The 23,619-nt window shown below is 58.1% G+C and carries 24 protein-coding genes, 1 tRNA gene and 2 pseudogenes (1 of these 27 only partly in view); 11 read left to right on the top strand and 16 right to left on the bottom strand.

Features of this window, described 5'->3' with window-relative positions:
* Together A3H92_08945 and A3H92_08940 are read right to left on the bottom strand one after the other, a co-directional pair.
* Positions 1 to 576, bottom strand: a pseudogene (locus tag A3H92_08945) (hypothetical protein); it reaches 90 nt to the left of the window's first position.
* A gap of 2 nt (positions 577 to 578) precedes the next feature.
* Complete coding sequence (locus A3H92_08940) at positions 579 to 1,565, bottom strand: lytic transglycosylase (GenBank protein OHC75116.1); 987 nt, start codon at positions 1,563 to 1,565, stop codon at positions 579 to 581.
* A gap of 132 nt (positions 1,566 to 1,697) precedes the next feature.
* Between A3H92_08940 and A3H92_08935 the strand changes: the two genes are divergently transcribed.
* A tRNA-Ser gene (locus tag A3H92_08935) sits at positions 1,698 to 1,787 on the top strand.
* Positions 1,788 to 2,023: 236 nt separating this feature from the next.
* Positions 2,024 to 2,233 (top strand): hypothetical protein, encoded by a 210-nt coding sequence (locus tag A3H92_08930; protein OHC75115.1) that lies wholly within the window; start codon positions 2,024 to 2,026, stop codon positions 2,231 to 2,233.
* Between the two features lie 114 nt (positions 2,234 to 2,347).
* Here the strand turns inward: A3H92_08930 and A3H92_08925 are convergent, their stop codons facing one another.
* From A3H92_08925 to A3H92_08895, 7 genes are all read right to left on the bottom strand, one after another.
* A complete protein-coding gene (locus tag A3H92_08925; protein ID OHC75114.1) occupies positions 2,348 to 3,322 on the bottom strand; it encodes a magnesium transporter in 975 nt (324 codons plus the stop codon).
* A gap of 33 nt (positions 3,323 to 3,355) precedes the next feature.
* On the bottom strand, positions 3,356 to 4,321 hold the full coding sequence (locus A3H92_08920; protein OHC75113.1) for a hypothetical protein: 966 nt from the start codon (positions 4,319 to 4,321) through the stop codon (positions 3,356 to 3,358).
* A 14-nt stretch (positions 4,322 to 4,335) separates the two neighbouring features.
* Complete coding sequence (locus A3H92_08915) at positions 4,336 to 4,725, bottom strand: hypothetical protein (GenBank protein ID OHC75112.1); 390 nt, start codon at positions 4,723 to 4,725, stop codon at positions 4,336 to 4,338.
* A gap of 1 nt (position 4,726) precedes the next feature.
* Positions 4,727 to 4,954 (bottom strand): hypothetical protein, encoded by a 228-nt coding sequence (locus A3H92_08910; protein OHC75111.1) that lies wholly within the window; start codon positions 4,952 to 4,954, stop codon positions 4,727 to 4,729.
* On the bottom strand, positions 4,951 to 5,163 hold the full coding sequence (locus A3H92_08905) for a DUF4177 domain-containing protein (protein OHC75110.1): 213 nt from the start codon (positions 5,161 to 5,163) through the stop codon (positions 4,951 to 4,953). Before A3H92_08905 ends, A3H92_08910 begins: the two co-directional genes overlap by 4 nt.
* A gap of 67 nt (positions 5,164 to 5,230) precedes the next feature.
* Positions 5,231 to 5,668: a hypothetical protein gene (locus A3H92_08900; GenBank protein OHC75109.1), complete on the bottom strand. Its 438-nt coding sequence runs from the start codon at positions 5,666 to 5,668 to the stop codon at positions 5,231 to 5,233.
* Between the two features lie 12 nt (positions 5,669 to 5,680).
* Positions 5,681 to 5,920 (bottom strand): prevent-host-death protein, encoded by a 240-nt coding sequence (locus tag A3H92_08895; GenBank protein ID OHC75129.1) that lies wholly within the window; start codon positions 5,918 to 5,920, stop codon positions 5,681 to 5,683.
* Between the two features lie 136 nt (positions 5,921 to 6,056).
* Between A3H92_08895 and A3H92_08890 the strand changes: the two genes are divergently transcribed.
* From A3H92_08890 to A3H92_08860, 7 genes are all read left to right on the top strand, one after another.
* On the top strand, positions 6,057 to 6,698 hold the full coding sequence (locus A3H92_08890; GenBank protein OHC75128.1) for a disulfide bond formation protein DsbA: 642 nt from the start codon (positions 6,057 to 6,059) through the stop codon (positions 6,696 to 6,698).
* A 27-nt stretch (positions 6,699 to 6,725) separates the two neighbouring features.
* Positions 6,726 to 7,004, top strand: coding sequence for a hypothetical protein (locus A3H92_08885; GenBank protein ID OHC75108.1), 279 nt, complete (start codon positions 6,726 to 6,728; stop codon positions 7,002 to 7,004).
* A gap of 22 nt (positions 7,005 to 7,026) precedes the next feature.
* Positions 7,027 to 7,323 carry an addiction module antidote protein, HigA family gene (locus tag A3H92_08880; GenBank protein ID OHC75107.1) on the top strand — a complete coding sequence of 99 codons (297 nt, stop codon included), beginning with the start codon at positions 7,027 to 7,029 and terminating at the stop codon, positions 7,321 to 7,323.
* A 172-nt stretch (positions 7,324 to 7,495) separates the two neighbouring features.
* Positions 7,496 to 8,908, top strand: a complete 1,413-nt coding sequence (locus tag A3H92_08875; GenBank protein ID OHC75106.1) for a hypothetical protein — start codon at positions 7,496 to 7,498, stop codon at positions 8,906 to 8,908.
* Complete coding sequence (locus tag A3H92_08870; protein OHC75105.1) at positions 8,905 to 10,275, top strand: Fis family transcriptional regulator; 1,371 nt, start codon at positions 8,905 to 8,907, stop codon at positions 10,273 to 10,275. The genes A3H92_08875 and A3H92_08870 overlap by 4 nt, the downstream gene beginning before the upstream one ends.
* A 154-nt stretch (positions 10,276 to 10,429) precedes the next feature.
* On the top strand, positions 10,430 to 11,737 hold the full coding sequence (locus A3H92_08865; GenBank protein OHC75104.1) for a hypothetical protein: 1,308 nt from the start codon (positions 10,430 to 10,432) through the stop codon (positions 11,735 to 11,737).
* On the top strand, positions 11,718 to 12,347 hold the full coding sequence (locus A3H92_08860) for a hypothetical protein (GenBank protein OHC75103.1): 630 nt from the start codon (positions 11,718 to 11,720) through the stop codon (positions 12,345 to 12,347). Before A3H92_08865 ends, A3H92_08860 begins: the two co-directional genes overlap by 20 nt.
* 137 nt (positions 12,348 to 12,484) lie before the next feature.
* Here A3H92_08860 and A3H92_08855 read toward each other — a convergent pair whose 3' ends face one another.
* Genes A3H92_08855 through A3H92_08845 form a run of 3 tightly spaced genes read right to left on the bottom strand, consistent with a single transcriptional unit; the run spans position 12,485 to position 16,671 of the window.
* Complete coding sequence (locus A3H92_08855) at positions 12,485 to 15,979, bottom strand: transcription-repair coupling factor (protein OHC75102.1); 3,495 nt, start codon at positions 15,977 to 15,979, stop codon at positions 12,485 to 12,487.
* A gap of 30 nt (positions 15,980 to 16,009) precedes the next feature.
* Positions 16,010 to 16,387: a GTP-binding protein gene (locus A3H92_08850; protein ID OHC75101.1), complete on the bottom strand. Its 378-nt coding sequence runs from the start codon at positions 16,385 to 16,387 to the stop codon at positions 16,010 to 16,012.
* Positions 16,384 to 16,671: a hypothetical protein gene (locus A3H92_08845; GenBank protein ID OHC75100.1), complete on the bottom strand. Its 288-nt coding sequence runs from the start codon at positions 16,669 to 16,671 to the stop codon at positions 16,384 to 16,386. Before A3H92_08845 ends, A3H92_08850 begins: the two co-directional genes overlap by 4 nt.
* Positions 16,672 to 16,729: 58 nt before the next feature.
* Between A3H92_08845 and A3H92_08840 the strand changes: the two genes are divergently transcribed.
* A complete protein-coding gene (locus tag A3H92_08840) occupies positions 16,730 to 18,808 on the top strand; it encodes an ATP-dependent DNA helicase RecG (GenBank protein ID OHC75099.1) in 2,079 nt (692 codons plus the stop codon).
* Between the two features lie 5 nt (positions 18,809 to 18,813).
* Here the strand turns inward: A3H92_08840 and A3H92_08835 are convergent, their stop codons facing one another.
* From A3H92_08835 to A3H92_08820, 4 genes are all read right to left on the bottom strand, one after another.
* Positions 18,814 to 19,278: a hypothetical protein gene (locus tag A3H92_08835; GenBank protein ID OHC75098.1), complete on the bottom strand. Its 465-nt coding sequence runs from the start codon at positions 19,276 to 19,278 to the stop codon at positions 18,814 to 18,816.
* Between the two features lie 50 nt (positions 19,279 to 19,328).
* The gene (locus A3H92_08830) at positions 19,329 to 19,583 is read right to left on the bottom strand and encodes a hypothetical protein (protein ID OHC75097.1); all 255 of its coding nucleotides are present in this window, start codon (positions 19,581 to 19,583) and stop codon (positions 19,329 to 19,331) included.
* A gap of 89 nt (positions 19,584 to 19,672) precedes the next feature.
* Positions 19,673 to 19,855: a hypothetical protein gene (locus A3H92_08825; GenBank protein OHC75096.1), complete on the bottom strand. Its 183-nt coding sequence runs from the start codon at positions 19,853 to 19,855 to the stop codon at positions 19,673 to 19,675.
* Positions 19,856 to 19,996: 141 nt separating this feature from the next.
* Complete coding sequence (locus tag A3H92_08820) at positions 19,997 to 22,216, bottom strand: DNA topoisomerase IV subunit A (GenBank protein ID OHC75095.1); 2,220 nt, start codon at positions 22,214 to 22,216, stop codon at positions 19,997 to 19,999.
* Positions 22,217 to 22,390: 174 nt separating this feature from the next.
* Between A3H92_08820 and A3H92_08815 the strand changes: the two are divergent.
* Positions 22,391 to 23,619, top strand: a pseudogene (locus tag A3H92_08815) (hypothetical protein).

Genomic DNA, 23,619 nt, shown 5'->3' with positions numbered 1-23,619 from the left:
TGCGGCCTTGGGCATGCGATCAACGGTAATCGGCGTCCCCGCCAATACCGATCCGTTGCCTCCCCTGAGGCGCGCCGCGACGGCGCGGCTTTCGTCAGCCAGGATTTCCACGCGGAGGCGCGCCGTGCCCGTAAGTTCGTAGCCTAGAAGCTGCGCCCCGCGCCGCGAGACATCGATAATCCGGTTGCGGGCGAAAGGTCCACGGTCGTTCACCTTGAGAACCAGACTGCGCCCGTTCTCCAGATTGGTGACCCTGACGTAGCTGGGCATCGGCAACGTGCGGTGGGCCGCCGTCAACCGGTTCATATCGTAGGTTTCGCCGTTGGCCGTTTTTTTGCCGTGAAAATCGGCGCCGTACCACGAACCGATGCCGGTCTCGGTATAGTCGTAATCTTCGGCGGGGTAATACATGATCCCCTGGATGCTGTAAGGATCGCCGATCTTGTAGATGCCCTGGGAGGCGGGTTCCTGAAGCTTCTTGGCGGTATGGGCCAGAAACTGGGTCTCGGAACAGGCCGACAGCAGCATGGCGATGATCGCCGGCGCCAGAGCGCGATTCCGAATGCTGATGCCCATATCTAGCTGCCTCCTATCCTGTCGGCAAGGGAGCCGACGGCAACCGCGAAAAATGTCGATTGGTTCCATTTAAGGATGGCGCGGTAATTATTGTAGACGAGGAACGCGGCGCCGCCCGGATCTTTTTCAGCCGTCACCAGCGAGGCGGCAAGGTCGCGGGGCGGCAATTCGCCGCCGTCGGCGCGAAGCACTCCCAGCTTTTGCCAGTCTCCCATCGGCTTGTTCACCTCCAACCCGACAAGTTTAGGGTCGAAGCCTGCGGGCAGGCGCACCTCGCGCCCCCAGGTCTGGTCGCCCTTCCAGCCCGAGCGGGACAGGTAGTTGGCGGCGGAGGCGAACACATCCGCCTTGGTGTTCCAGATGTCCTTGCGTCCGTCCCCGTCGTAATCGACGGCAAAGCTGAGAAATGACGACGGCATGAATTGGCATTGCCCCATGGCGCCGGCCCACGATCCGACCATATCGGCGACGGTGACATGGCCTTGATTGATGATCTTCAACGCATTGATCAGTTCCTTGCGGAAATAGGCGCTGCGCCGACCGTCAAAGGCCAGGGTGACCAGCGCCTGAACAAGGGGAAAGCCTCCGGTGATGCGTCCGAAATCGGTCTCGATTCCCCAAAAGGCGACGATAAATCTGGGCTGCACGCCGTATTCGCGACCGATCTTTTCCAGCAGCGCCCGGTTTTCTTCCAGCTTTTGCCGGCCCTTTTCGACCCTGGCCGCAGGTACTACCCGGTCCATGTACTGGCGGAAACTGAGGGTGAATTCCGGCTGCTTGCGATCCAGTTCGATCACCTTGGGGAGAGGCTTGACATCGCTCAGCGCCGAATCAAGGGTGGCCTCGGAAATGCCAAGGGAAACAGCCTCCTGGCGTAAATCCTTAAGCCATTGAACGAAAGAAACATCGCCCGCTGCGGACGGCGGCGCCCAAAGCAGCAACAAGGCCCAAATAACTGCCGAAACATTAAAGCGCCGATTAACGATCATAGCCTACCCTGTTCATATTTTTAAGTCTTGTGCCACAGCGAAGAGGCGCGGGCAATGGGTTCGCTATCCGACTTGCGCTTGCGTTGCCGGCGGACGGGATATAAGAACGCCGCTATAATGTAAAGCAATCACGGATGGGTGGCCGAGCGGTTGAAGGCACCGGTCTTGAAAACCGGCAAGGGTGAAAGCTCTTCGTGGGTTCGAATCCCACCCCATCCGCCATTAACAAGGCCCCCTGATCCGGGGGCTTTTTTAATGGCGCAGGCGGGCGCGGTGGTTCGAGGGGCAAAGCCCCGAGGATGAAAAACGCGCCAAAGCGTGTTTTTCACAATCCCACCCCATCCGCCGGTTGCTGACGATTATCACCGGTAGGGGGCTGCGCGCTTTTGCGCAGTCCCGCTTGAGCGCAGGGTCAGGCTCTGCACCGGCGGCGCGATGAAAAGTAACCGGCAGGCTCATTGCCTGATTTTGGCAAAAGCAGCAGCTTTTACTTCACTCCACGGAACCACATCATCAAGATTGGCAAGATGGTCTGCGAGGCGGCGGTCGAGTTCTGTTTTTTGCGCTTCTGTCAAAGATGGCGCGGCGCCGCGACTAACGATGCCGTCCCAGATGGTCTCAACCAGTTCAATCTGCTCGTCAATACTGAGTACTCTTGCTTGCTGTAAGAGTTGTGTTTTCATGTCTGTACTCTATCACACTTTGATCTGACAATCATAGGTCGCTCCACTCTCAGGAAAAAATACGGCTTGCCCTATCAAATCCGGGTTTTATGGAGGGGCCTACAGCCAGCCGCTGCGTTTGAATTTCCAGAACAGGAGACTGCATGCGGCGCCGATTACCGCTACAACGGCTAAATAGCCGAACTCCCACCTTAACTCGGGCATGTTGTCAAAGTTCATGCCGTAGATGCCGGCTACTGCGGTCGGAACGGCCAGGATAGCGGCCCACGCCGCGAGCTGACGCACGATGTCGTTTTGACGCGAACCGGCAAGCAACATTTCTGTCTCGAAGGCGGCCGCTAGGCCTGCGCGCAGGTTGTCGATAGCTTCGGCGACGTGCATCACATGATCCTGCACGTCGCGGATATAAGGCTGTATCTCCGGCGTCAGAATCGGACAATGCAGTCGTTCCAGCTTGCTGCATACTTCCAACACCGGCGAAACCGCGTTGCGCATGCCGAGCAATTCCTGGCGCAGACGATATATCCGCCCAATTCCGGCGCGATCAAGCGTCGCATTGAGAACATGCGATTCGATCTCGGTCAATTCCCGGGCAATCTCATCAATCACCGGAAAGAAATTGTCCGCTACAAAATCGATAACCGCGTGCAGCGCCGCTTGCTCGCCCAATTTAAGCATTTCCGGATTTCGCTCCAGCCGCTTGCGGGCGTCGGTATAGGATAATGACGCGCCGTGACGCACGGAAATCAGATAGCCGGCGCCGGCGAAGATGTGCGTCTCGCCATATACGATCCGTCCATCCTGCAATTGAGCCGTGCGCAAAACCACGAAGAGAGAATCGCCATAGAGTTCGACTTTCGGACGTTGATGAGCTTTATGGGCGTCTTCAATCGCAAGATCGTGCAGGCCGAATTGCCGTTGGGCGACCAGCAACAGTTCTTCTTCCGGCTCATACAGGCCGATCCAGACAAACCGCCCGTCCGAGCGGTCATGCTCGCCGCAATGTTCAAACGGCACATCTTCAATGCGCTTGCCGTTACCATATATCGCGCAGTTCATTACGGCGCTCATCATTCCATCCCCGCTCTCGCGATCATTAGACCGGTTTTATTTGTTCTCATCGGCCGCCACCGTGCATTCTCCCCTCTTGGCCGCCTGGAAGCGCGAATCGCCATAGGCGTATATCTTGATTCGCCGCACCACGTCGCGGCGCAGTTTGGCGTTGACGTCCTTGATAACCTGAGCGCCGACTATGGCCAAGTCTTCATCTGCGGTCGGCCCTTTCTTCGGGTGCGCCCTGTTGAAGACCTGATGAACAATGTCCATCACCACCGGATAGTTCCTGCATAAGGCCGATGGCCCCTCCTCCGGTTCGACAAAGTACAGTATCGAATAGGTGACGCTCTTGTTATTTTTCTCACGCGACGCCGACAACGGCCAATGGAAAGGCCGCAGCAGGACGAGGCGCAACGGCGGTTCTTTCTTTATTTCCTGCCCGGATGGACCTTTCTTCTTCGCTTTCTCGGTGACGGCGGGTTCTTCTTCGACGCCGGCGATCTGCCCCTTGAACTGTTCGAATACTACATAGAGGATAATCAGGACGATAACCGCGAGAACCCCGGCCAGGGCGATCAGGCCCTTGGGGGACAGCAATTTATCGTATAGCGCCTTGCCGACGGCTCCGGCGATGCCTGAAAACAGGTTCGAGCGCCGCTCCAGACCGGCGCCGCGTTTTTTACGCTCGACGTAGGCCCGGGCCTTTTCGATGCGGCTTTTCTTGATCTTTCTGAGAAGCCCGGCGCTGTTTTCCTTGGCCGCGTCCAATTTCCCCGACCGCCCGCAAACGGCGATGATCGCATTAAGCTCTTTGATGTGGTTTTGGACCTCCACCTCGTCGCCCTTGCGGGTGAATAACATACGGATGACGACGGAAGTGGTCTGTCCGAGGGCGTCCAAAGACTGCGACTTGGCGATGAGGGGGATAAATCCCGATGCTTCATCCTCGAACACCATCTCCCAGTCGATGGCGCCGTCCGGCGTCTTCGGCCATATTTTTTTTGCCTGGGCATTCACGTCGGGACCGTCGATCAGTTATTAATGCCGTGTTTATGGAGTATATTTAAGGCAATCATATTGTTAATATTTTTAATTATTGACTGCGAGCGAAACAGGTCAAACATCTCTACGGCGGAGATGACGCCTATTACGATTAACCCCGCCTCCAACTCGTCATAAATGATCAACCCGATGCCGATGGCAAATACGGAGATATTTATTACTCCGCGCAAAATATATCCGGCGTAAAAATGATGCAGGCCGCATACGAAAAACCAGTTGAGAGCGGCATAGGTATCAGGGTCTTTGGTTGCCGCCGTGATTTCCGTATAAATTGTCTTCCGCAGCGATGGTTCAAGCGCAGCCAACGCATTCCTTATATTTTCTTCATCGCGTTCTATGGAATCGCCGCCTGACGACATGTCAGCGCCTCCTGACATGGTCTTGAGTTATCGCAATCGAATCCCGGTTATCACACCGCCTGATGCGAAAAAAGCCGTCTATGATCCCGAACAACAACCCGTTGGCGATAATCGATTGACGCATATACTCCGAGCAGCTCGGCTCGAAATTGCATCCGACCCCAAGCCGTCCGCCCCCTCCCCATTTTTGATACCGGGAAATGGCGGAAACAATAATCCCGGCGATCATTTTCCGAGCGTCAAAATTATGGCTTCCCGTGACCAAAACAACATAAACCGTTTTTGTTCAATTATCTGAAATACAACAGACCACCCCTCGGCGGCGTGCTGATTCAAAACATTTTCGAGCTTTTTGATGGGCAGGCCGGCGGACCCCAATAACAACGTTCCGCATCCCCCTTCAACGACATGGATTACCTTATATTGAGTGTATGCCATTCAAGCACCCCATTAAAATTAAGGTCGTAATTTAGTATAGGGCAACTCTTGATTTACGGGGTAATTATTAAAAAGATCGTATCCCCGCGTTTACCGGCAATCCGAGGATATTCCCGGCCTTGAGCAACGTTTTGTCGAGGCTGTAGATCGCGGCGGCGCGATGGTTCCTGGCGACGGCCAGATGCAGGGCGTCTCCGGCGCGAAGACCCGTGCCGTAATTTCCGAGATATTCCCTGGCGAGGTTAAAGTCATCGGCGTTCGGCAGCAGAACGACGAAGGACTCATCGACCATATTCTCGAATCGGGCGTCAGCCTGCGCGGCGGCTTTGGCGCCAAGTCCGCCTATGCGGACTTCGCGGGCAAGCAGAGAGGAAAACTCAACCCGCGTCCAATGGCTGATGGTTAATTGATCAACCGGCAGCCCGTGGAAAAACTTCGTAATATCGTCACTGGTTGCTTCGGGAAGAATAAGCGGCGCAAGAAAGCTGGTATCGAAATAAAGCATCCGCCGTTTTTCCTACAGCCCCTCGTCTCGCGCCTCGCGTAACAACCCGGCGGAGGGACGCCGCAACGGCGGCATGGCGGCGCGAAATTCAGCCAGCTCTTGCAGCCGTAGCGGCTGTTTGGGACGGGCGGCGGGGGAAATACGCGCCACCGGACGACCGTGACGGGTGATGACCACCTCCTCGCCGGCTCCCACCTTATCCAGCAACTCGCTCAAATGCGCCTTCGCCTGGGCCAGATTGATCGTGACCATAGCGTCCTCATGTATAGTCATAAAACTAGTCATATTATAGCGGATATCCGCCGACTCGGCTATTGCTTTGTTCATAAAACCATCCCGCTTTCGGATTGTCGCCGGATCGGCCATAATCGTGATCGTTATGGCGCATATGCTGATTGACTATATTTTTGATCCGGCCTGTCCCTGGTGCTTTATCGGCAAGCGTCGGCTGGATATGGCCTTGGCTATGCGTCCGGGGCTAACTCCAAAGATCAGTCGGCGACCGTTCCTGCTGAATCAGGATATCCCGCCGGAAGGCATTGACCGCACCGCTCACCTGATCAGGACGTTCGGCGGCGAGGCGCGGGCGCGTCGCGTTCACGACGCCGTCTTTGAGATCGGGCAATCGCTGGGGATTGATTTCAACTTTGCCGAAATCCGTCGTCTTCCCAACAGCATGAACGCCCACCGCCTGATCCGCTTTGCCGAACGCCGGGGAAAGGCGGAAGAGATGATCGAGGCCGTCTTCACCGGCTATTTCACCGACGCCGTGGACATCGGCGATATCGGCGTTCTGACGGGGATCGGCGAAAACATCGGGCTGTCTGGAAGCGCTCTTGGTTCATACCTGAAGAGCGACGAGGACGTGGACTTCATCCACGAGGAGAATATTCGGGTCCATCGTTTAGGCGTGAACGGCGTTCCCTCCTTTATCTTTAATGAAAACGCCGTCATTTCCGGCGCCCAGGAACCCCGCGTGCTGGCCCGCGTGATGGACGCCGCCGCCGCTGCTGCGAATTCAATTGATTAGTGACGCGCTACACACTACACTACGAATATGATAGTAAGTTTCGGGCATCGGGGGCTGAAAAGGTTTTTCGGGGAGGATGATCCGAGGAAGCTGCCGCCTGACATGGTGAACCGAATCAGAGAAATTCTGGCACGGTTGCACAAAGCGGAGGTGATTGAGGATATGAGCGTCCGTTCCTACAGGCTTCATCCGTTGAAAGGATGCCGGAAAGGGGAATGGAGCGTAACGGTGAGGGCAAACTGGCGCATTACCTTTCGGTTTGAAGAGGGGTATGCGTTTGAGGTTAATTTAGAGGACTACCATTGAAAAGGAGAACGTTATAAAGACATTGAAAATGAAGAATCCGCCGCATCCGGGATTTTCGGTGCGCGTGGCCTGTCTGGAGCCGTATGAGTTGAGCGTGACCGAAGGGGCCAAGATACTTGGCGTGTCGCGGTCGGCGCTGAGTCATCTGGTGAACGAGAATGCAGACCTGTCTTGGGAGATGTCCATTCGCCTGGCCAAGGCGTTCGGCGGTACGCCGGAGGGATGGATGCGGTTACAGTTTCAGTATGACGCGGCCCATGTGGAAGAACGGTCAAAAAGAATCAAGGTGAAGGCTTTTGCGGATGCGGTCAGCGCGTGATGGACGCCGCCGCCGTCAACGTCGCCGCTTAATCCCGCCGGCCGCACATTTGGCGGCTTGGCCGCCGAGGGCGAGCGGGGATTCGGCGATTATCGGATGATAGGTAGCAGATAGCGTGCCTTCCCGAAGACACTTCAGGTATAGTTCGTCCGGCACATTGTCCGGAACGGTCATGACATCCATCTTCCGCATTTCGCCCCGCCTTTTCGCTTCGCTCAGTCTGGTGCTGGTGGCGTTGATGGTCGCCGTCACCGGTATGGTCCTTTCCGATTTTTTCCGCCAAGCCATTATCGAACGCGAGGGCAAGATCGTCTCCGATCTTGCCCAGACCCTAGCCTCGCGTGAAATCGTCTCCGGCGATTTTTCCGATTTCTCGGCTACCGGCGCCCGCCTTCACTTTGCCCGCAGTTTCGGCGTCCTTCAGGATCTGGGCGAGGTGGTGCGCATCAAGGTCTTCGATCCTTCCGGCGCCATCGTCTGGTCCGACGACGCTTCGCTGATCGGCGGCCAAGCCACCCGCACCGCCAATATCAATCAGGCGGTGGCCGGCGGCAACACCGTTGTCTTTTATGAGGAGGAGGAAACCAACAAGACCCTTCCCGATGGCCGCGACCCCTTGCCGCCGGTCGTCGAATTTTATGTCCCTATCCGCATCAGCAGCCCGGTCGCAACCAGACCCGAGGTTGCGGGCGTGATGGCGCTTTACCGCTCCTCGGCCAGCCTGAATGCTACACTGGAACGCGGCGTGCAACTGGTCTGGATGGTTACGGCCCTGGGCGGCACCGTTCTCTTCGTATCCCTCTTCGCCCTTTTCCGCTCGGTCTGGCTTGGCCGCCTGGAGGCGGAAAGTCGCCTGATGAGGCTAAGCGGCGAGCATCAGCGCATCATCCATCTCGAAAAGCTGTCGGCTACCGGAGCGATGGTGGGCGAGATCGCACATCAGATCAATAATCCTCTGGTCGGAGTGATCAACCTTGCCCAGTTGGCGGAACGCGAGGCCGACGATCCCGACCGCACACGGGCCATTCTGGCCGACATCCGGCGCGCCGGGGAGCATTGCCGCGATTTCGTCAAGCGCATGTTGGCCTTCACCAAGGCGGCGCGCTGCGAACTTCAGTCCGTTTCCCTGGCGGCGTTGGTGGCGGAAACCGTGGCCCTGTTCCGGGACAGTACGCCCGGCCATCCCGGCATCAACATGCGTCTGCCTGAGGGCAGCGCCGTGATCAGCGCCGATCCGGTTCTTGTTCGCCATGCCTTGTTCAATCTGCTCAACAACGCCTTTCAGGCCTCTCCCGATACGGCTATTGATGTGGAACTGGCAAGCGAGACCCGCCCCGATTCCTCAAAAAATGGATGGCGTCTGGAGGTCGCCGATCACGGCCCCGGCGTTCCGGACAAGGACCGCGAGCGCATCTTCACCCCCTTCTTCACGACGAAACAGGGAGGCATGGGGCTGGGACTTTCGGTGGTCGAGCATATCGTCATGCAGCATGGCGGCGACATCGTCATCCGGGAGGCACCCGACGGCGGGGCACGGTTTTTGCTTTGGTTTCCCGGAAATGCAATGCCGGGAGGGCAGGAATGACGGCTTCAAGGATTCTGGTGGCGGATGACGATCCCTTCACGCGGCATTTGTTTAAAACGCTGCTGACGGGAAAGGGTCTTGCTCCTGTTTTCGCCACGACCGCCCGAGAAGCAAGGAATTTGCTGGAGAATTCTTCCTTTAATCTGGTGGTGATGGATCAGCGCTTACCCGACGGCAACGGTCTCGACCTAATCAAGGAGATGCGTCATATCCACCCCCGTCTGGTGGCCCTTCTGGTCACCGGCTTCGCCGATGTGCGCGACGCCATGCGCGCCGTGCGCGAAGGCCTGTTCGACTATCTGACCAAGCCCTTCGACAATCTTGAGGAACTGGAATCCGTTATTGACCGGGCGCTGGAGCTGGACCGCGCCTACCGCGAAATCGACGATCTGCGCCGCGCCCTGGTCTCGGGCGGCAATATTCCTATCGTAGTCGGGCGTTCAGAAGCCATCCGCTCCCTTCAGCAGAGCATCAAGCAGATAGCCCCTCTCGACACTACGGTGCTGATCGAGGGCGAGAGCGGCACCGGCAAGGAACTGGTGGCAAGGATGATCCACGCCGCCGGTTACCGGGCGAAGGGGCCTTTTCTCGCCATCAATTGCGGCGCCCTTTCGGAAAGCCTTCTTGAAAGCACCCTCTTCGGTTACGAAAAGGGCGCCTTTACCGGGGCTGTCCGCTCGACGGCGGGCTATTTCGAGGATGCTGAAGGAGGCACCCTGTTTCTCGACGAAATCGCCGATACCAGTCCCAAACTGCAAGCCAGCCTGCTCAGAATCATCCAGGAGCGCACATTCTGCCGACTGGGCAGTACGAAGCAGCGTGTCAGCGATTTCCGCCTGCTCTGCGCCTCTAATCGTCCACTTTCCGGCGAAATCAAGGCCGAGCGCTTCCGCGAAGACCTCTTCTACCGTATCAACGTAGTGTCCCTATCCGTACCTCCCTTGCGTCAACGCACGGAGGATATCGGGCTTCTGGCCGCCTATTTCCTCGATCAATTCAACGCCCGTTTCGGCAAGTCCGTGGGTCCCCTGCTTCCCGAAGCCTTCCGCCGCCTGAAAGCCGAGCCATGGCCCGGAAACGTCCGTCAATTACGCAACATCGTCGAACGGGCCGTGGCTTTGCGTCCCGACGGTCCGCTTGGGCCTGATGATCTCGATCTTCGCGCCGGCGAGACGGATGATCCTGACGAAGAGGTTTCCGGCCTTTTACCCTATCATCGCGCCCGCGAATTCTTCGAGCGCGATTACCTGAAACGGCTCTTTGCCGAAAGCGAGGGCAATATTTCGGAAGCGGCCCGTCTGTCGGGCATCTCGCGGCAGAATCTCTATGTGCGTATGAAGCGCTGGGGCATTGTCGCCGATTCATGACGCATGTCATGATTTAATGACAATAACAAAACAGACTCGTTGTCCCGGCACGTTTCTAACTCCTTGAAATGATGGATCGAACCCTTCCTCCCCGAGGTGGCATGAAGCTTGCGTTAATTAACGCATCAATTACCAAAACCCATGGGGAGGATATATGAAACACAGCTATTTGACCGCGACCGTTCTTTCGGCGGTTTTCGCCAGTACTGCCGCCATGGCCGCCGATCCGGCCAAGATCGACTGGTCAAAGATTCCGGCCAAGGAATTGACCTTGTTCTATCCCGGCCAATCCTCGTGGGAATGGATGATCTCCGCCGCGCACAAGGCGGGAGCCATCGGCGTGCGCGACGGCAAAAATTGTAATGAGTGCCATACCGGCGAGGAAAAGGATATGGGTGACGTCATCGTCAGCGGCAAAAAACTGGAGCCGAAACCCCTTTCCGGAAAGCCGGGGTCAGCCAAGGTTGCGGTCCAGGCCGCTTTCGACAGCGATAATCTTTATTTGCGCGCCCAATGGGCCGACGACGGCGTACCCGGCGTGTATTACCCGGCCTTCATCTTCAAGAACGGCAAGTGGGAGAAATTCGGCAATCATCGAGGCGAGGACAAGGTGGCGACGGGCGCCGAACCGGCCGTTTACGAAGACCGCATCAGCTTCATGTTCGGCGACGACAACAAGGTGCCGGAATTCAAGTCGGCCGGTTGCTGGGTGACCTGCCACAACGACCTGCGCTACATGCCCAATCATCCCAAGAAGGACGAGGTCGAGGCTCATGTTTTTTGGGGCAAGGACGGCGCCAAGAAGTCGGACATGCGTAAGTATCTCAAGGACACTCGTACGTCTCTGGACGAGACCGGCGGCTGGAAGAATCCGAAGAGCAAGGAGGAACTGACGGCTCTCAAGGACAAGGGCTACTTGCTCGACCTCCTGCAATGGCGCGCCCACCGCTCGGATCCCATCGGTGTCGGCGACGATGGTTTTGTCGGCGATTACCGCAATTTCGACGCCGGCAAGAAGACCTTTACCGACAACTGGGATAAGGACAAGAATGAACCGAAATGGATGTTTAGCGGCGCCAAGCCGGTTTTGGCGGCTTCCGACCTCCTCACATCCGCCAATATGATGCTCGATTCCAACATCGCTCCCTATGACGCCGCCGTCGCCGCCAAGGAAGGCGCCGTGCTGCCGCAATGGCTGGTCACGAGCAAGGTGGAGGGCAGCGCCGCCGATATCGCCTATTCCAAGGGCGCGCACGACGGCAAGGGGTGGACGGTGGTGATGGCCCGCAAGCTGGCCACCGGCAACAAGGACGACGTGCAGATGGCGGCAGGACAGACCTATACCCTCGGACTGTCTTTCCATGACGACAACACCACGGCGCGCTGGCACTTCGTCAGCTTTCCCGCAACCTTCAGCCTGGGCAAGGGCGATGGAGTGATCAATGCCGTCCAACTCAAGTAACGGTTCTAAAGAGGAAGGGAGGGCGCGCGCGCTATGGCGCGCCCTTCACAACTTTATCGCTCATCCCTTGAAAGCGGCATTGACCGGAGTGACGATCATTGCCGTTCTTGGCGTATCCTTTGTTGTGATCGAGGAGCTGAATATTGGGGCCAATTCGACTAAGTTCTGCATCTCGTGCCATTCCATGGGCGCATATGTTTACGAAGAGTTCAAAAAGTCCAAACACTACCTCAACGCTTCCGGCGTGCGGCCCGAGTGCGGGGGGTGCCATGTGTCCAGACGCTTCTGGCACGCGGTGTGGGAGCATGTAAAGGGTACGCACGATCTCATCGGAGAGTACAGCCACGACTGGTCCAAGCCGGAAATATTCGAGGCCAAACGCCCGAAGATGGCGGAGAATGCACGTCTGGAAATGTTGGCCGAGGACAGCCACACCTGCCGTGAGTGCCACAAGATGGAAGCCATCGTGCCGACACGGGTCCGAGGCCAACGGGCGCACGAGGCGGCACAGAAGGAAGGCAAGACCAATTGCATCGCCTGCCACTACAATCTGGTGCATAAGGAGGTGCCGCTGTCCGAAGCCTTTACGGCAGCCATCTTAAGAAAGTAACCCCCCAGGATGCGGGCGGGTGTCCCCCCTGCCCGCCCGCATTCGCCTTTTTGCCATTGGAGAAGAACGCGCTCAACGTGGATTTCATGATAGCCGGTCTTGCCGCCTTTGCCATCTCGCCATTGCCGATCACTTCCCTACCCCGCCGCCGCCTCGGCGATTTTGACCAGTTCCTTCAGCAGATACTGAACGCCGGCGAGTCTTTCCTTGTGGTTATCCCAGACGCGCATGAAAACCAGCTTGTGGTCGGGGCGCAGCTTGACCGTGCCGACGTTGGCGGTGATGAAGCCGATCAGGCCTTGCGGATTGGCGAAGTCGGCGTTGCGGAACGACACCACCGCCCCCTTGGGGCCGGCGTCAACCTTGTCGACTCCGCACTCCATGCACAGCCGCTTGACCGCCATCGTCTGCAACAGGTTTTCCACCTCCTGGGGCAGGGCGCCGAAACGGTCGATCATCTCGGCGGCGAAGGCGTCGATTTCGCCGGGATCGGCCAGACGGGCGATGCGCCGGTACAGGTTAAGGCGCACCGTTAAGTCGCTTACATAGAGTTCCGGTATCAGCACAGGCATGCCGATATCGATTTGCGGACTCCACTCCTCCCCGCTCCCCGCTCCCCCATCGACGCCGCGAGCCTCGGCCACCGCTTCCTCCAGCATTTGCTGATAAAGCTCGATGCCTACCTCGCGGATATGGCCCGACTGCTCGCCGCCGAGCAGGTTGCCGGCGCCGCGAATGTCCAGGTCGTAACTGGCCAGGGTGAAGCCGGCGCCCAGCGTATCCAGGGTGTGCATCACTTCCAGCCGCTTCTCGGCCGTGGCCGACAGCTTCTGGCGCGGCGGCAGAGTCAGGTAGGCGTAGGCTCTGACCTTGGAGCGCCCGACCCGACCGCGCAACTGGTAGAGCTGGGCCAGGCCGAACATGTCGGCGCGGTGAATGACGATGGTGTTGACGGAGGGCAGGTCCAGGCCGGATTCGATGATGTTGGTGGACAGCAGCACGTCGAAGGAGCCGTCATAAAAGGCGGTCATGACATCTTCTATCTCGCTCGGCGGCATGCGCCCGTGGACGAAGGCCAATTTTAGCTCGGGAACCAGTTCCTTCAGGCCTCGGGCCACCCCGTCCATATCTTCGATGCGCGGACAGACGTAGAAACTTTGCCCTCCCCGGTAGCGCTCGCGGAGCAGCGCCTCGCGGATGATCAGCGGATCATAGGGCAGGATGAAGGTGCGCACGGCCAGACGATCAACCGGCGGACTGGCGATAATGCTCAATTCCCGCACGCCGCTGAGCGCCAACTGAAGAGTGCGCGGAATCGGCGTGGCGGTCAGGGTCAACACATGGACATCGGATTTGAGCTTTTTCAGACGCTCCTTGTGGGTCACGCCGAAGTGCTGTTCTTCATCGACAACCAACAACCCCAGGTCGCGGAACTGTATATTCTTGGCGACGAGCGCATGAGTGCCGATGACGACGTCAACCGAGCCGTCGGCAAGCCCGCGTTTGACCTCATTGGCTTTTTTGAGCGTTACCATGCGCGACAATTGTTCGATTTTTATCGGGAATCCGGCAAAGCGTTCGCGGAAGGTTTGAAAATGCTGCCGACACAATAACGTGGTCGGCGTCACCACCGCCACCTGACGGCCGGAAAGCGCGGCGACAAAGGCGGCGCGCATGGCGACTTCGGTCTTTCCGAAGCCGACATCGCCACATACCAAACGGTCGGTAGGAATCCCGGAAGCCAGGTCGTTGATGGTGTTTGTGATGGCGGCCTGCTGATCCTCGGTCTCCTCGAAGGGAAAGCGGGCGCAAAACTCCTCAAAGGCCCCGCTGTCGGGGGCCATAGTCGGCGCCGGGCGCAGGGCGCGGGCCGCCGCGACCTTTATCAACTCATCGGCCATGTCGCGGATGCGTTGTTTCATCCGCGCCTTGCGGGCTTGCCATGCGGCGCCCCCCAGCCGGTCAAGCTGGGCGCTTGCCTGTTCCGAACCATAGCGGCTGATAAGGTTGATATTCTCCACGGGGAGGAACAATTTATCGTTGCCGGTATAGATCAGCAGCAAACAGTCGTGAGGAGCGCCGACGACTTCAATATTGACCAGTCCGCCGTAGCGGGCGATGCCGTGGTCGATATGCACGACCAGGTCGCCTTCGCGCAGGGATGAGGCCTCGGCGATGTAATCTTCCGGTCGCGCCCGTCGCCGCCCCCGGACGGACAGGCGCTCGCCGAGAATGTCCTGCTCGGCGATCACCGTTAAGCCGGGCGCGGTGAACCCGCGCTCGACGGCAAAGACGCAAATCGCTACCGAACCGGCATCCATGGCCGGGAATTGATCCCACCTTTCGATCCGGTGGAGGACGCCGATATCGTGTTCCTCCATCACCTTCGCCAGCCGCTCCAGCGAGCCTGCGGTGAAGGCGGCGATCAGCACCCGCCGACACCCCTCGCGCTCGACTTGCAGGTGGGCGCGAAGCGCATCAAAAACATTGACGTCGGGACTGTTGCGGGCATCGGCAAAATCCCGCCCAAGGCGTCCCTCGGCATCAACCGACAGTTCCGCGTCAGGACTGGAAAATGGTGATAAATCATAGACTTTTCTGTCTACTAGTAGAGCTTGCCACTGCTCCCGGCCAAGGTATAATCGTTGCGCCGGAACCGGGTTATAGGGGGGGGCGGCAGAGGCCGTCTTGCCGTCGGCAATAACACGCCGCGCCGCGTAATATTCGGCAATCAAATCAAGGCGCGCCTCGCCGGCTTCCTCGCCCTGATGATCAAGAACCAGCGCCGCGCCGGGAAGGTAATCAAGCAGGGTTTCCATCCGCTCATGGAACAGGGCCATCCAGTGCTCCATGCCCCGATGGCGGCGTCCGGCGGAAACCGCTTCGTAGAGAACGTCATCGCGCGCCGGCGCTCCGAACAGTTCGCGGTAGCCGGAACGAAATCGCGAAACGGCCTCCTCGGTCAGCGGGATTTCACTTACCGGATTGATTGAAAATTCCTCCGCCTTGCCGGTGGTGCGCTGGCTGATCGAATCAAAGACGCGGATGGCGTCGATTTCGTCGCCGAAGAAATCAAGCCGGAAGGCCGACTCGCTCCCCCCCGGAAATATATCGATTATGCCGCCGCGCACGGCGAACTCGCCGGGGTTCATGACGGTGTCGGATCGCAGATAACCGTTCAACGTCAGGAAGGCGACAACCTGATCCATGCGAAGCGAGACCCCGGCGACGACGCGCATGGTCGCCCCGTCGAAAAAATTGCGGGGAGGAACCCGTTGCAGGAATGCCGAAACGGTGGTCAGGACCACCCTTGCCTTGCCTTCCGTGCGCGGCATAAGCAGCCTGGTCAGGGCATCAATGCGCTTGGCGACGATTCCGGGGTCGGGCGACACCCGGTCATAGGGCAGGCAATCCCAGGCCGGGAACTCCATATGCTCCAGCTCCGGAGCGAAGTAGGACAGGGCGTCGGCCATGCGGGTCCGGCGCACGTCGTCGCGGGCGATAAAGACAATGTCCCTGTCTCCCGCCCTTCCCCGCGCCAACTCGGCAAGGATCAGGGCGTCATAACCGCCGGGCGCTCCGGAGATTAAAATACGGTTGATGCGCTTTGGTATTTTTTCGATGAATTTCAAGGTGTTATTTTAACCGGTTAATAATCTTCTTCATCTGACAATCCGCTCGATTTCGACTTTCGGATAATGACCGAAGCTGACCAGTAGCCCCAGTTCAAGACCGGTTGCCTTTAGGTAATTGTGAATCTGTGCCTGGTGTTCGACCACCAGTTTCTTCACCGCTTTGATTTCGACGATAATCTGTTCAAAGCAGATAAAGTCCGGTTTGAAAGTCTGCTCCAGGCGATCCCTCTTATATCGCAGAATCAGCTCGCGCCGGGCAACAAAAGGAATTTCCTGTTTGCCGAATTCTTTCTCCAGACATTCCTGATAGACCGATTCCAAAAATCCGCAACCCATCTCGCGGTACACCTCGAAGATGGCTCCTCGTATTTTATAGCTCGCCTCTTCAAACTTAAGGCCTGTCATTTCCGTGTGTTCCGTGTGTTCCGTGGTAAATCATGCAATGACCGGAGCATTTTCATCACTTCGTTGTCATGGACCGGCGGCGGCGGCTCCTTGCCCGTCAGCCAGTTATAGAGATCGTTATCGTTCTCTTTAAGCAGCGCTTCCAGGCATGCCAACTGTCCGTCATCCAGGCGTTCCAGGTTAGCCCTGGCGAACCCGCCGAAAATCAGGTCATTTTCCACCGTGCCCATGTGACAACAGCGAAACAACAGACGCTTGCGGCGAACATCCATAAAATCCGGCATTGCGCGCTCCGTATGAAATTATAGGATATAGTGCCGTTTTGATCGGAAGTCATTGCTTATGCGCCCGGAAATATTGTTTCCCTTGTTCAGGCCGATTACCTCGCTGCCCGGCGTCGGGCCGCAGGTCGCCAAGTCGATGGAAAAGGCGGCGGGCGGCCATGTGGTTGATCTTTACTGGCACCTGCCCGGCGGCGTAATCGACCGTCGCTATGCGCCCGTCGTGGCCGAGGCCAGGCCGGGAGTAGTGGCGACGATCACGGTAAAGGTTGATCGTCACGTCAAACCGGCCAACCGCCGCCTGCCCTACAAGGTGTATTGCTCGGACGATACCGGCGTGCTGGCGCTGATTTTCTTCCACGCTCACGGCGATTACCTCAAGCGCGTCCTTCCCGAAGGCGAACGGCGCGTGGTCAGCGGCAAAGTGGATATCTTCAATCAGGAAGTCCAGATTACCCACCCCGACCATATCGCCACCCTTGATGAGATCAGCAGCTTGCAGGCGGTGGAGCCGGTCTATCCGCTGAGCGCCGGCCTGTCCCTGAAGGTGTTGAACAAGGCCCTGGCCTTTGCCCTCAAGTCGGCGCCGGAGCCGGAGGAATGGATCGACGCCGCTTATTTGTCGCGCCACGGCTGGAAACCATGGATTCAGGCATTGAAGGAGGCTCATAAACCACAAAGCGAGGCGGACCTTGACCCGCATACCCCCGCCCGTTGCCGTCTCGCCTACGACGAGCTTCTGGCCAACCAGCTTGCCCTGGCCATGGTGCGCCTCAACATGCGCCGCCGGTCGGGACGTTCGATCAGCGGCGACGGCGGGATGAGGCAAAAGGTCATCGCCGCCCTGCCCTTCTCCCTGACCGCCGCCCAGGAGCGGGCGCTCGGCGAAATTACCGCTGACATGGCCGAGAACACCCGCATGTTGCGTCTTTTGCAGGGCGATGTCGGTAGCGGCAAGACGGTGGTCGCCTTTCTCGCCATGCTCAATGCGGTGGAGACCGGGGTCCAGGCGGCGATGATGGCGCCCACCGAGATCCTCGCCCGCCAGCATCTGGCGACCATCGAACCGCTTGCCGAAGCCGCCGGAGTGAAGGTGGCGCTGCTTACCGGGCGCGAAAAGGGAAAGGCCCGTCAGGCGGTGCTGAACGGCCTGTGCGGCGGCGAGACGGCGCTGGCCGTCGGCACCCACGCCCTTTTTCAGGACGATGTCGTCTTCAAGGACCTGGGGCTGGCGGTGATCGACGAGCAGCACCGCTTCGGCGTTCACCAGCGCCTGACTCTGGCCGCCAAGGGATGCGCCGACATGCTGGTGATGACGGCGACGCCGATCCCCCGCACCCTGATGCTCACCGCTTATGGCGACATGGACGTTTCCCGACTTACCGAAAAGCCGCCGGGACGCGCCGCCGTCGATACCAGGGTCATGCCCCTGGAGCGGCTGGGAGACGTCACCGGCGCCGTTTCCCGCTCGTTGCGCAAGGGAGCCAGGGTCTATTGGGTATGCCCGCTGATCGAGGAATCAGAAGCGCTGGACATGGCCGCCGCCGAGGATCGCTTCGAAAGCCTGAAGGAAGTATTCGGCGAGCGGGTGGGACTGGTGCACGGACGCATGAAGGGCAAGGACAAGGACGCGGCAATGAAGGGCTTTGCCGAAGGGGCGGTGGACGTTCTGGTCGCCACCACGGTAATCGAGGTCGGCGTCGATGTGCCGGAAGCGACGGTGATGATCATCGAACACGCCGAACGTTTCGGCCTGGCCCAGCTTCATCAGTTGCGGGGCCGCATCGGGCGCGGCGGCAAGCCCTCCACCTGCCTGTTGCTTTACGCCGGGCCATTGACTGCGGCGGCCAATGACCGTCTGCGGATCATGCGCGAGACCGACGACGGCTTTAAAATCGCCGAGGAAGACCTGCGTCTGAGGGGGGCCGGAGATCTTCTCGGCGCCCGCCAGAGCGGATTGCCGGAATTCCGCCTCGCCGACATCGCCGTCCATGGCGAGTTGCTGGCGGCGGCCCGCGACGACGCTCAACTGATTATTGACCGCGACCCGGACCTAACCTCAAAGCGCGGACAAGCGCTGCGCACTCTTCTCTACCTGTTCGAGCGCGACGCGGCGGTGAAATACCTGCGCTCGGGGTAACGGAATCAGCCGCCGATTCCGGGTCTGTGGCAAGCGCGGCAGTCGGACTTTGATTTAACCTTCTTCCATTCCTCCGGCGTGACATGTCTTTCGTCGTGGTGGCGCGCCCATGACGGCGTGCCGGAAATGCGGATATAGGTTTTATCCCCCAACTTCTTGGACGTTATCTTGCCGTAGTTGGTCAGGCCGGAATCCATTGATTTACCGACCATATAATCCTCGACATGCTTGCGGGTCGGCTCATCAAGGCCGGCGTTCTCGCCGAAATGCTTTTCAAGGTTGGCCATGATCTTCTGCCATGATCTTGCCGGCAGGTTGATGGGGCCGAAAGGAAGGTGGCAGGCGCCGCATTCCTTTTTGGTGATTTCGTCGATGACGATCACGCCGATATCCTTGTTTTCCTCGGCGGACGCCGCCGCAGAGCTTAACAAGCATGCGGCAATAACAAAAAAGCCGATTATTTTCAGCATGGATATTTCAACCCGTTTGTTCCTGAATATGCCTGACGCCAATTCGTCTTCTATAGAATGATGAGGGGCAAGGGGGATAAAAGGGAGATAAGGTAAATATAGTTTTTTTGGACCATAGAGACACAGAGAAGAAAGAGAAAGAAATAAAGAATAAATTTTTGAATTGCAAGAAGCGTACTTAAATCTTCTCTGTGCCTCTGCGCCTCTGTGGTTAACGCCAACAAAAAAATCCCTGCTATTATTATCTTCCCCCTTATCTCCCTTGCGTCCTCATATCTCCTTCTCACGCCGGCGCCGTTTTTCATGCAATAATTAGTAGACGCCTAACCGGTATGAAAACAAACAGGCCGGGAATATCCCGGCCTGCCGTCATGTAAAATCAAACTGATTTTACTTACTTCTTGGGAGCAGCGGCCTTTTCGCATTCGGCCTTCTTGGCGGCGTCCGTGATCTTGGTGCAATCGGCGGCCTTCTCGGCGGCCATCGCGACGGGGGCCAAAACGGTCATGCCGAAGACGAGAACAAAGGCCAGCGCGCTAACCGTAGCAAACACGTTCTTCATTTTGTGTAACTCCAAATAATTTTTTTAAGGTGGCAGGATAGAACGTGATCCGTACCCTATCTTATTCAAAAAAGCTAGTCAAAACAAATGATCGCACATATCGGTTATTGCAATCATGACGCATCCCATTGCCGGCGCGGGCGTTGTGGAGCGCTTTCAGGCAAAGCGGTAAGTTCGCGGGAAGCCCTTGGGCGCCGGTCGTCCGGCCTGGGCGCGCTTGCCGATCCATTCGTCGATTTTAGGTTCGCTGCTTGTCCCGCGCCCCGTCTTCCAGGTCAGTCCGTCTTTCATGTTCATGGTTTTGGCGTCGGACATGCCGCCCTTGACGTAGCGTTGCATGATGACTCCCCTGCCCCGGATCATCACCGGAAGTTCCGCCAGGGGGAAAATCAACAGTTTGCCGAGTTCGCCGACCACCGCCACCGCGTCGTCGCCGTCACTGACCGGGTAAACGGCGGCGGCTTCCTCGCCGGCGGCAAGATTGAGCGTTTGCTTGCCGTTGCGGGTCTGGGCGATGACATCGTTTTCTTCAACAATGAAGCCGCGTCCCTTGTCGGAGGCCACTAATTGCCGGCGGCCCGGCAGGTGAACAAACATATTGACAATGTCATGGCTGTTGCCGAGGTCGATCATCAGGCGCACCGGCTCGCCGTGGCCGCGCCCGCCGGGAAGCTTGTCGCAGCCGAGAGTATAGAAGCGCCCGTTGGTAGCCATGATCACCAGCTTGTCGGTGGTTTGAGCGGTCAGAGCGAACCTGGAGTGGTCGCCGTCCTTGTACTTGACCTCCGAGAAGTCATCAATATGGCCCTTGATCGCCCTGATCCAGCCCATTTGCGAGCAGATGACGGTTATCGGTTCACGCTCGATCATCGCTTCTATCGGCACTATCACCGCCGAGGGCGGCTTGCCGATCTCGGTGCGGCGACCGGCCGGCGTAGCGAATTGCTTTTTGATATCGGCGATCTCGGCGGCGATCGCCTGCCGGCGCAGCTTCTCATCGGCGAGCAGAGCATTTATTTCCGTCTTCTCGGCGTTCAGCGCATCGTGTTCTTTCCTGATTTCGATCTCTTCCAGCTTGCGCAACTGGCGCAGACGCATGTTCAGGATGGCCTCGGCCTGGGTGTCGGTAAGCTCGAAGGCGCGGATCATGAAGTCCTTGGGTTCATCCTCCTCGCGAATGATGCGAATGACCTCATCCAGGTTAAGGTAAGCGATTAAGAAACCGCCCAGAACATCAAGACGAAGCTCGATTTTCCCAAGCCGATGGTTGCTGCGGCGCATCAGCACTTCATGCCTGTGATCAAGAAAGGCGACCAGGGCTTCGCGCAGGTTCATCACCCTCGGCGCGGAGTCGGCGTCCAGCACGTTCAGGTTGAGGCCGAAGCGGACATCGAGATCGGTCTGGCGGAAAAGCTGCTCCATCAACATTTCCGGGTCCACGGCGCGGTTCCTGGGTTCAAGGACGATGCGCAATTCGACCGCCGACTCATCGCTGACATTGACCAGCAGCGGCAGCTTGCGCATTTCCAGCAGCTCGGCGATCTTTTCGATCAGCCGCGATTTCTGGACCTGATAGGGAATCTCGGTGATTGCTATTTGATATTGGCCGTGGCTGAGTTTTTCCGTTTGCCATTTGGCGCGGACGCGAAAGCCCCCGCGTCCCGTGCGGTAGGCCTCGACAATGTTGTCATGAGGCTCGATCAGAATGCCGCCGGTGGGAAAATCGGGACCGGGGATCATCTCCACCAGCTTTCCGATGCCGGCGTTGGGGAACTTGATCAGGTGCAGCAGCGCGTCGCACAGCTCGCCGACGTTATGGGGCGGGATATTGGTGGCCATGCCGACGGCGATCCCCGCCGAGCCGTTGGCCAGCAGATTGGGAAAGCGGGCGGGCAACACCACCGGCTCAGTATCCTCGCCGTCGTAGGTCTCGCGGAAATTGACGGCGTCCTCGTCGATCCCTTCCATCAAGGCCCAGGCGACCTTGGTCAGACGCGCCTCGGTGTAGCGCATGGCCGCCGCGTTGTCGCCGTCGATGCTGCCGAAGTTGCCCTGGCCGTCAACCAGCGGATAGCGCACGGCGAATTCCTGGGCCAGCCGCACCAGGGTGTCGTAGACGGCGGTGTCGCCGTGGGGATGGTACTTGCCGATGACGTCGCCGACGACGCGGGCGCATTTCTTGAAGCCGGAGCCGGGGTCCAGCTTGAGCTGGCGCATGGCGTAAAGAAGACGCCTGTGCACAGGCTTCAAGCCGTCGCGCACGTCGGGAAGCGAACGCGAGACGATGGTGGAAAGGGCATAGGCGAGGTAACGCTCGCCGAGGGCGTCGGCGAACCGCGTTTCACGAACCTCTCCCGTTGCCGCTTTTTTGCTCATCTGACCCTCAGCTTGTTCGATGACTCCATACTATATATAGCGCCCCGCCATTGGAAAGAGGCAATTTATTGCGGCGAGGCGGTCCCTACTGCAAAAATCTGTTGACCGGGAACGTCTTTTGCGGGAGCAATGCTTACGGGTCTCAAAATTTCATAGTCATGCGGGGAACCGGCAATGGAGTACGGCATTGATGACGTCGCCAATCGACTGAAAAGAAACAAGGATAACGACAACAGTTGTATCTTGCTCATCGGCGCCGGATGCTCGGTAAGCGCTGAAATCCCCTTGGCCGACGATTTTGTGAAAATCATCAAGGATGAATTTCCCCGGGAATACGCTGCTGCCGAGAAAAAGACTTACCCCTACTGCATGGGCGAACTGACTGCCGGCGAGCGCCATACGTTAATCAGCAAGCATATAGACAATGCCAAGATCAACTGGGCGCATATCGCCATCGCCCAACTGATCAAGTCCGGCTTCGTCGACAGGGTGCTGACCACCAATTTTGATCCCCTGGTGATGCGGGCTTGCGCCTTGATCAACGAGTTTCCCGCCGTCTATGACATGGCGGCGTCACAGAGATTCGTACCTCATTTCGTGCGCAACAAGGCGGTGTTCCATCTGCACGGGCAGCGTGACGGCTTCGTGCAACTGCACAAGGAGGACCAGGTCAAGAGCCTAAAGGACGCCCTGAAACCGGTGTTCGACGATACGGCGCGAAACCGCACCTGGATTGTCATCGGCTACAGCGGTGAGAATGATCCGGTGTTCGAGCAACTGGCCGCCCTGCATAATTTTGACTACCGCTTGTTCTGGATTTGCTACAAGGACGAAGACCCGTCGGCCCGCGTCCGTAACCAACTGCTGGAAAGCGACAAGGACGCCCACTGCATCAAAGGCTTTGATGCCGATAACTTCTTGGTCAAACTAGCCGGCAAGTTGGATTGTTTTCCGCCTGATTTCTGCGGCAAACCGTTCAACCATCTTAAAAGCGCCTTCGACGCCTTGGTCAGTTTCCGCCTTCCCGGCCAGGACCAAGACATCGAACTGGTGGAAAGAGCCAAAAAGCAAGTCGATCACGCCATCAAGACCATTGAAAATATATCCGATAATGAACTGGCCCGACTGATCGGCGAGGAAAAACCCGCCGAGTCCATTGAAACGGAAGCCGCCCCCGTCGATATCGTCTCCATGGCTTCCATGGACCTTGCAATGGGTAATTACGACAAGGTGATCGCCCTGCGCTTCCGGTACGACAACAGGGACTTCCCGGAATTGCGAGACAGCCTATCCTGGGCCTATCTGCTTCAGGGCAACGCCCTTGCCGCTCAGGCGAGGAAAAAGGAGGGGGCGGAGGCCGATGAACTGTTCACGGCGGCGGGCGAAAAGTACGCCGCAGCCCT

Source organism: Rhodospirillales bacterium RIFCSPLOWO2_02_FULL_58_16 (genome assembly GCA_001830425.1).
Classification (GTDB): Bacteria; Pseudomonadota; Alphaproteobacteria; order Rhodospirillales; family 2-02-FULL-58-16; genus 2-02-FULL-58-16.
The sequence above is the reverse complement of the archived record's forward strand: the minus strand, read 5'-3'. Positions and strand labels throughout refer to the sequence as shown.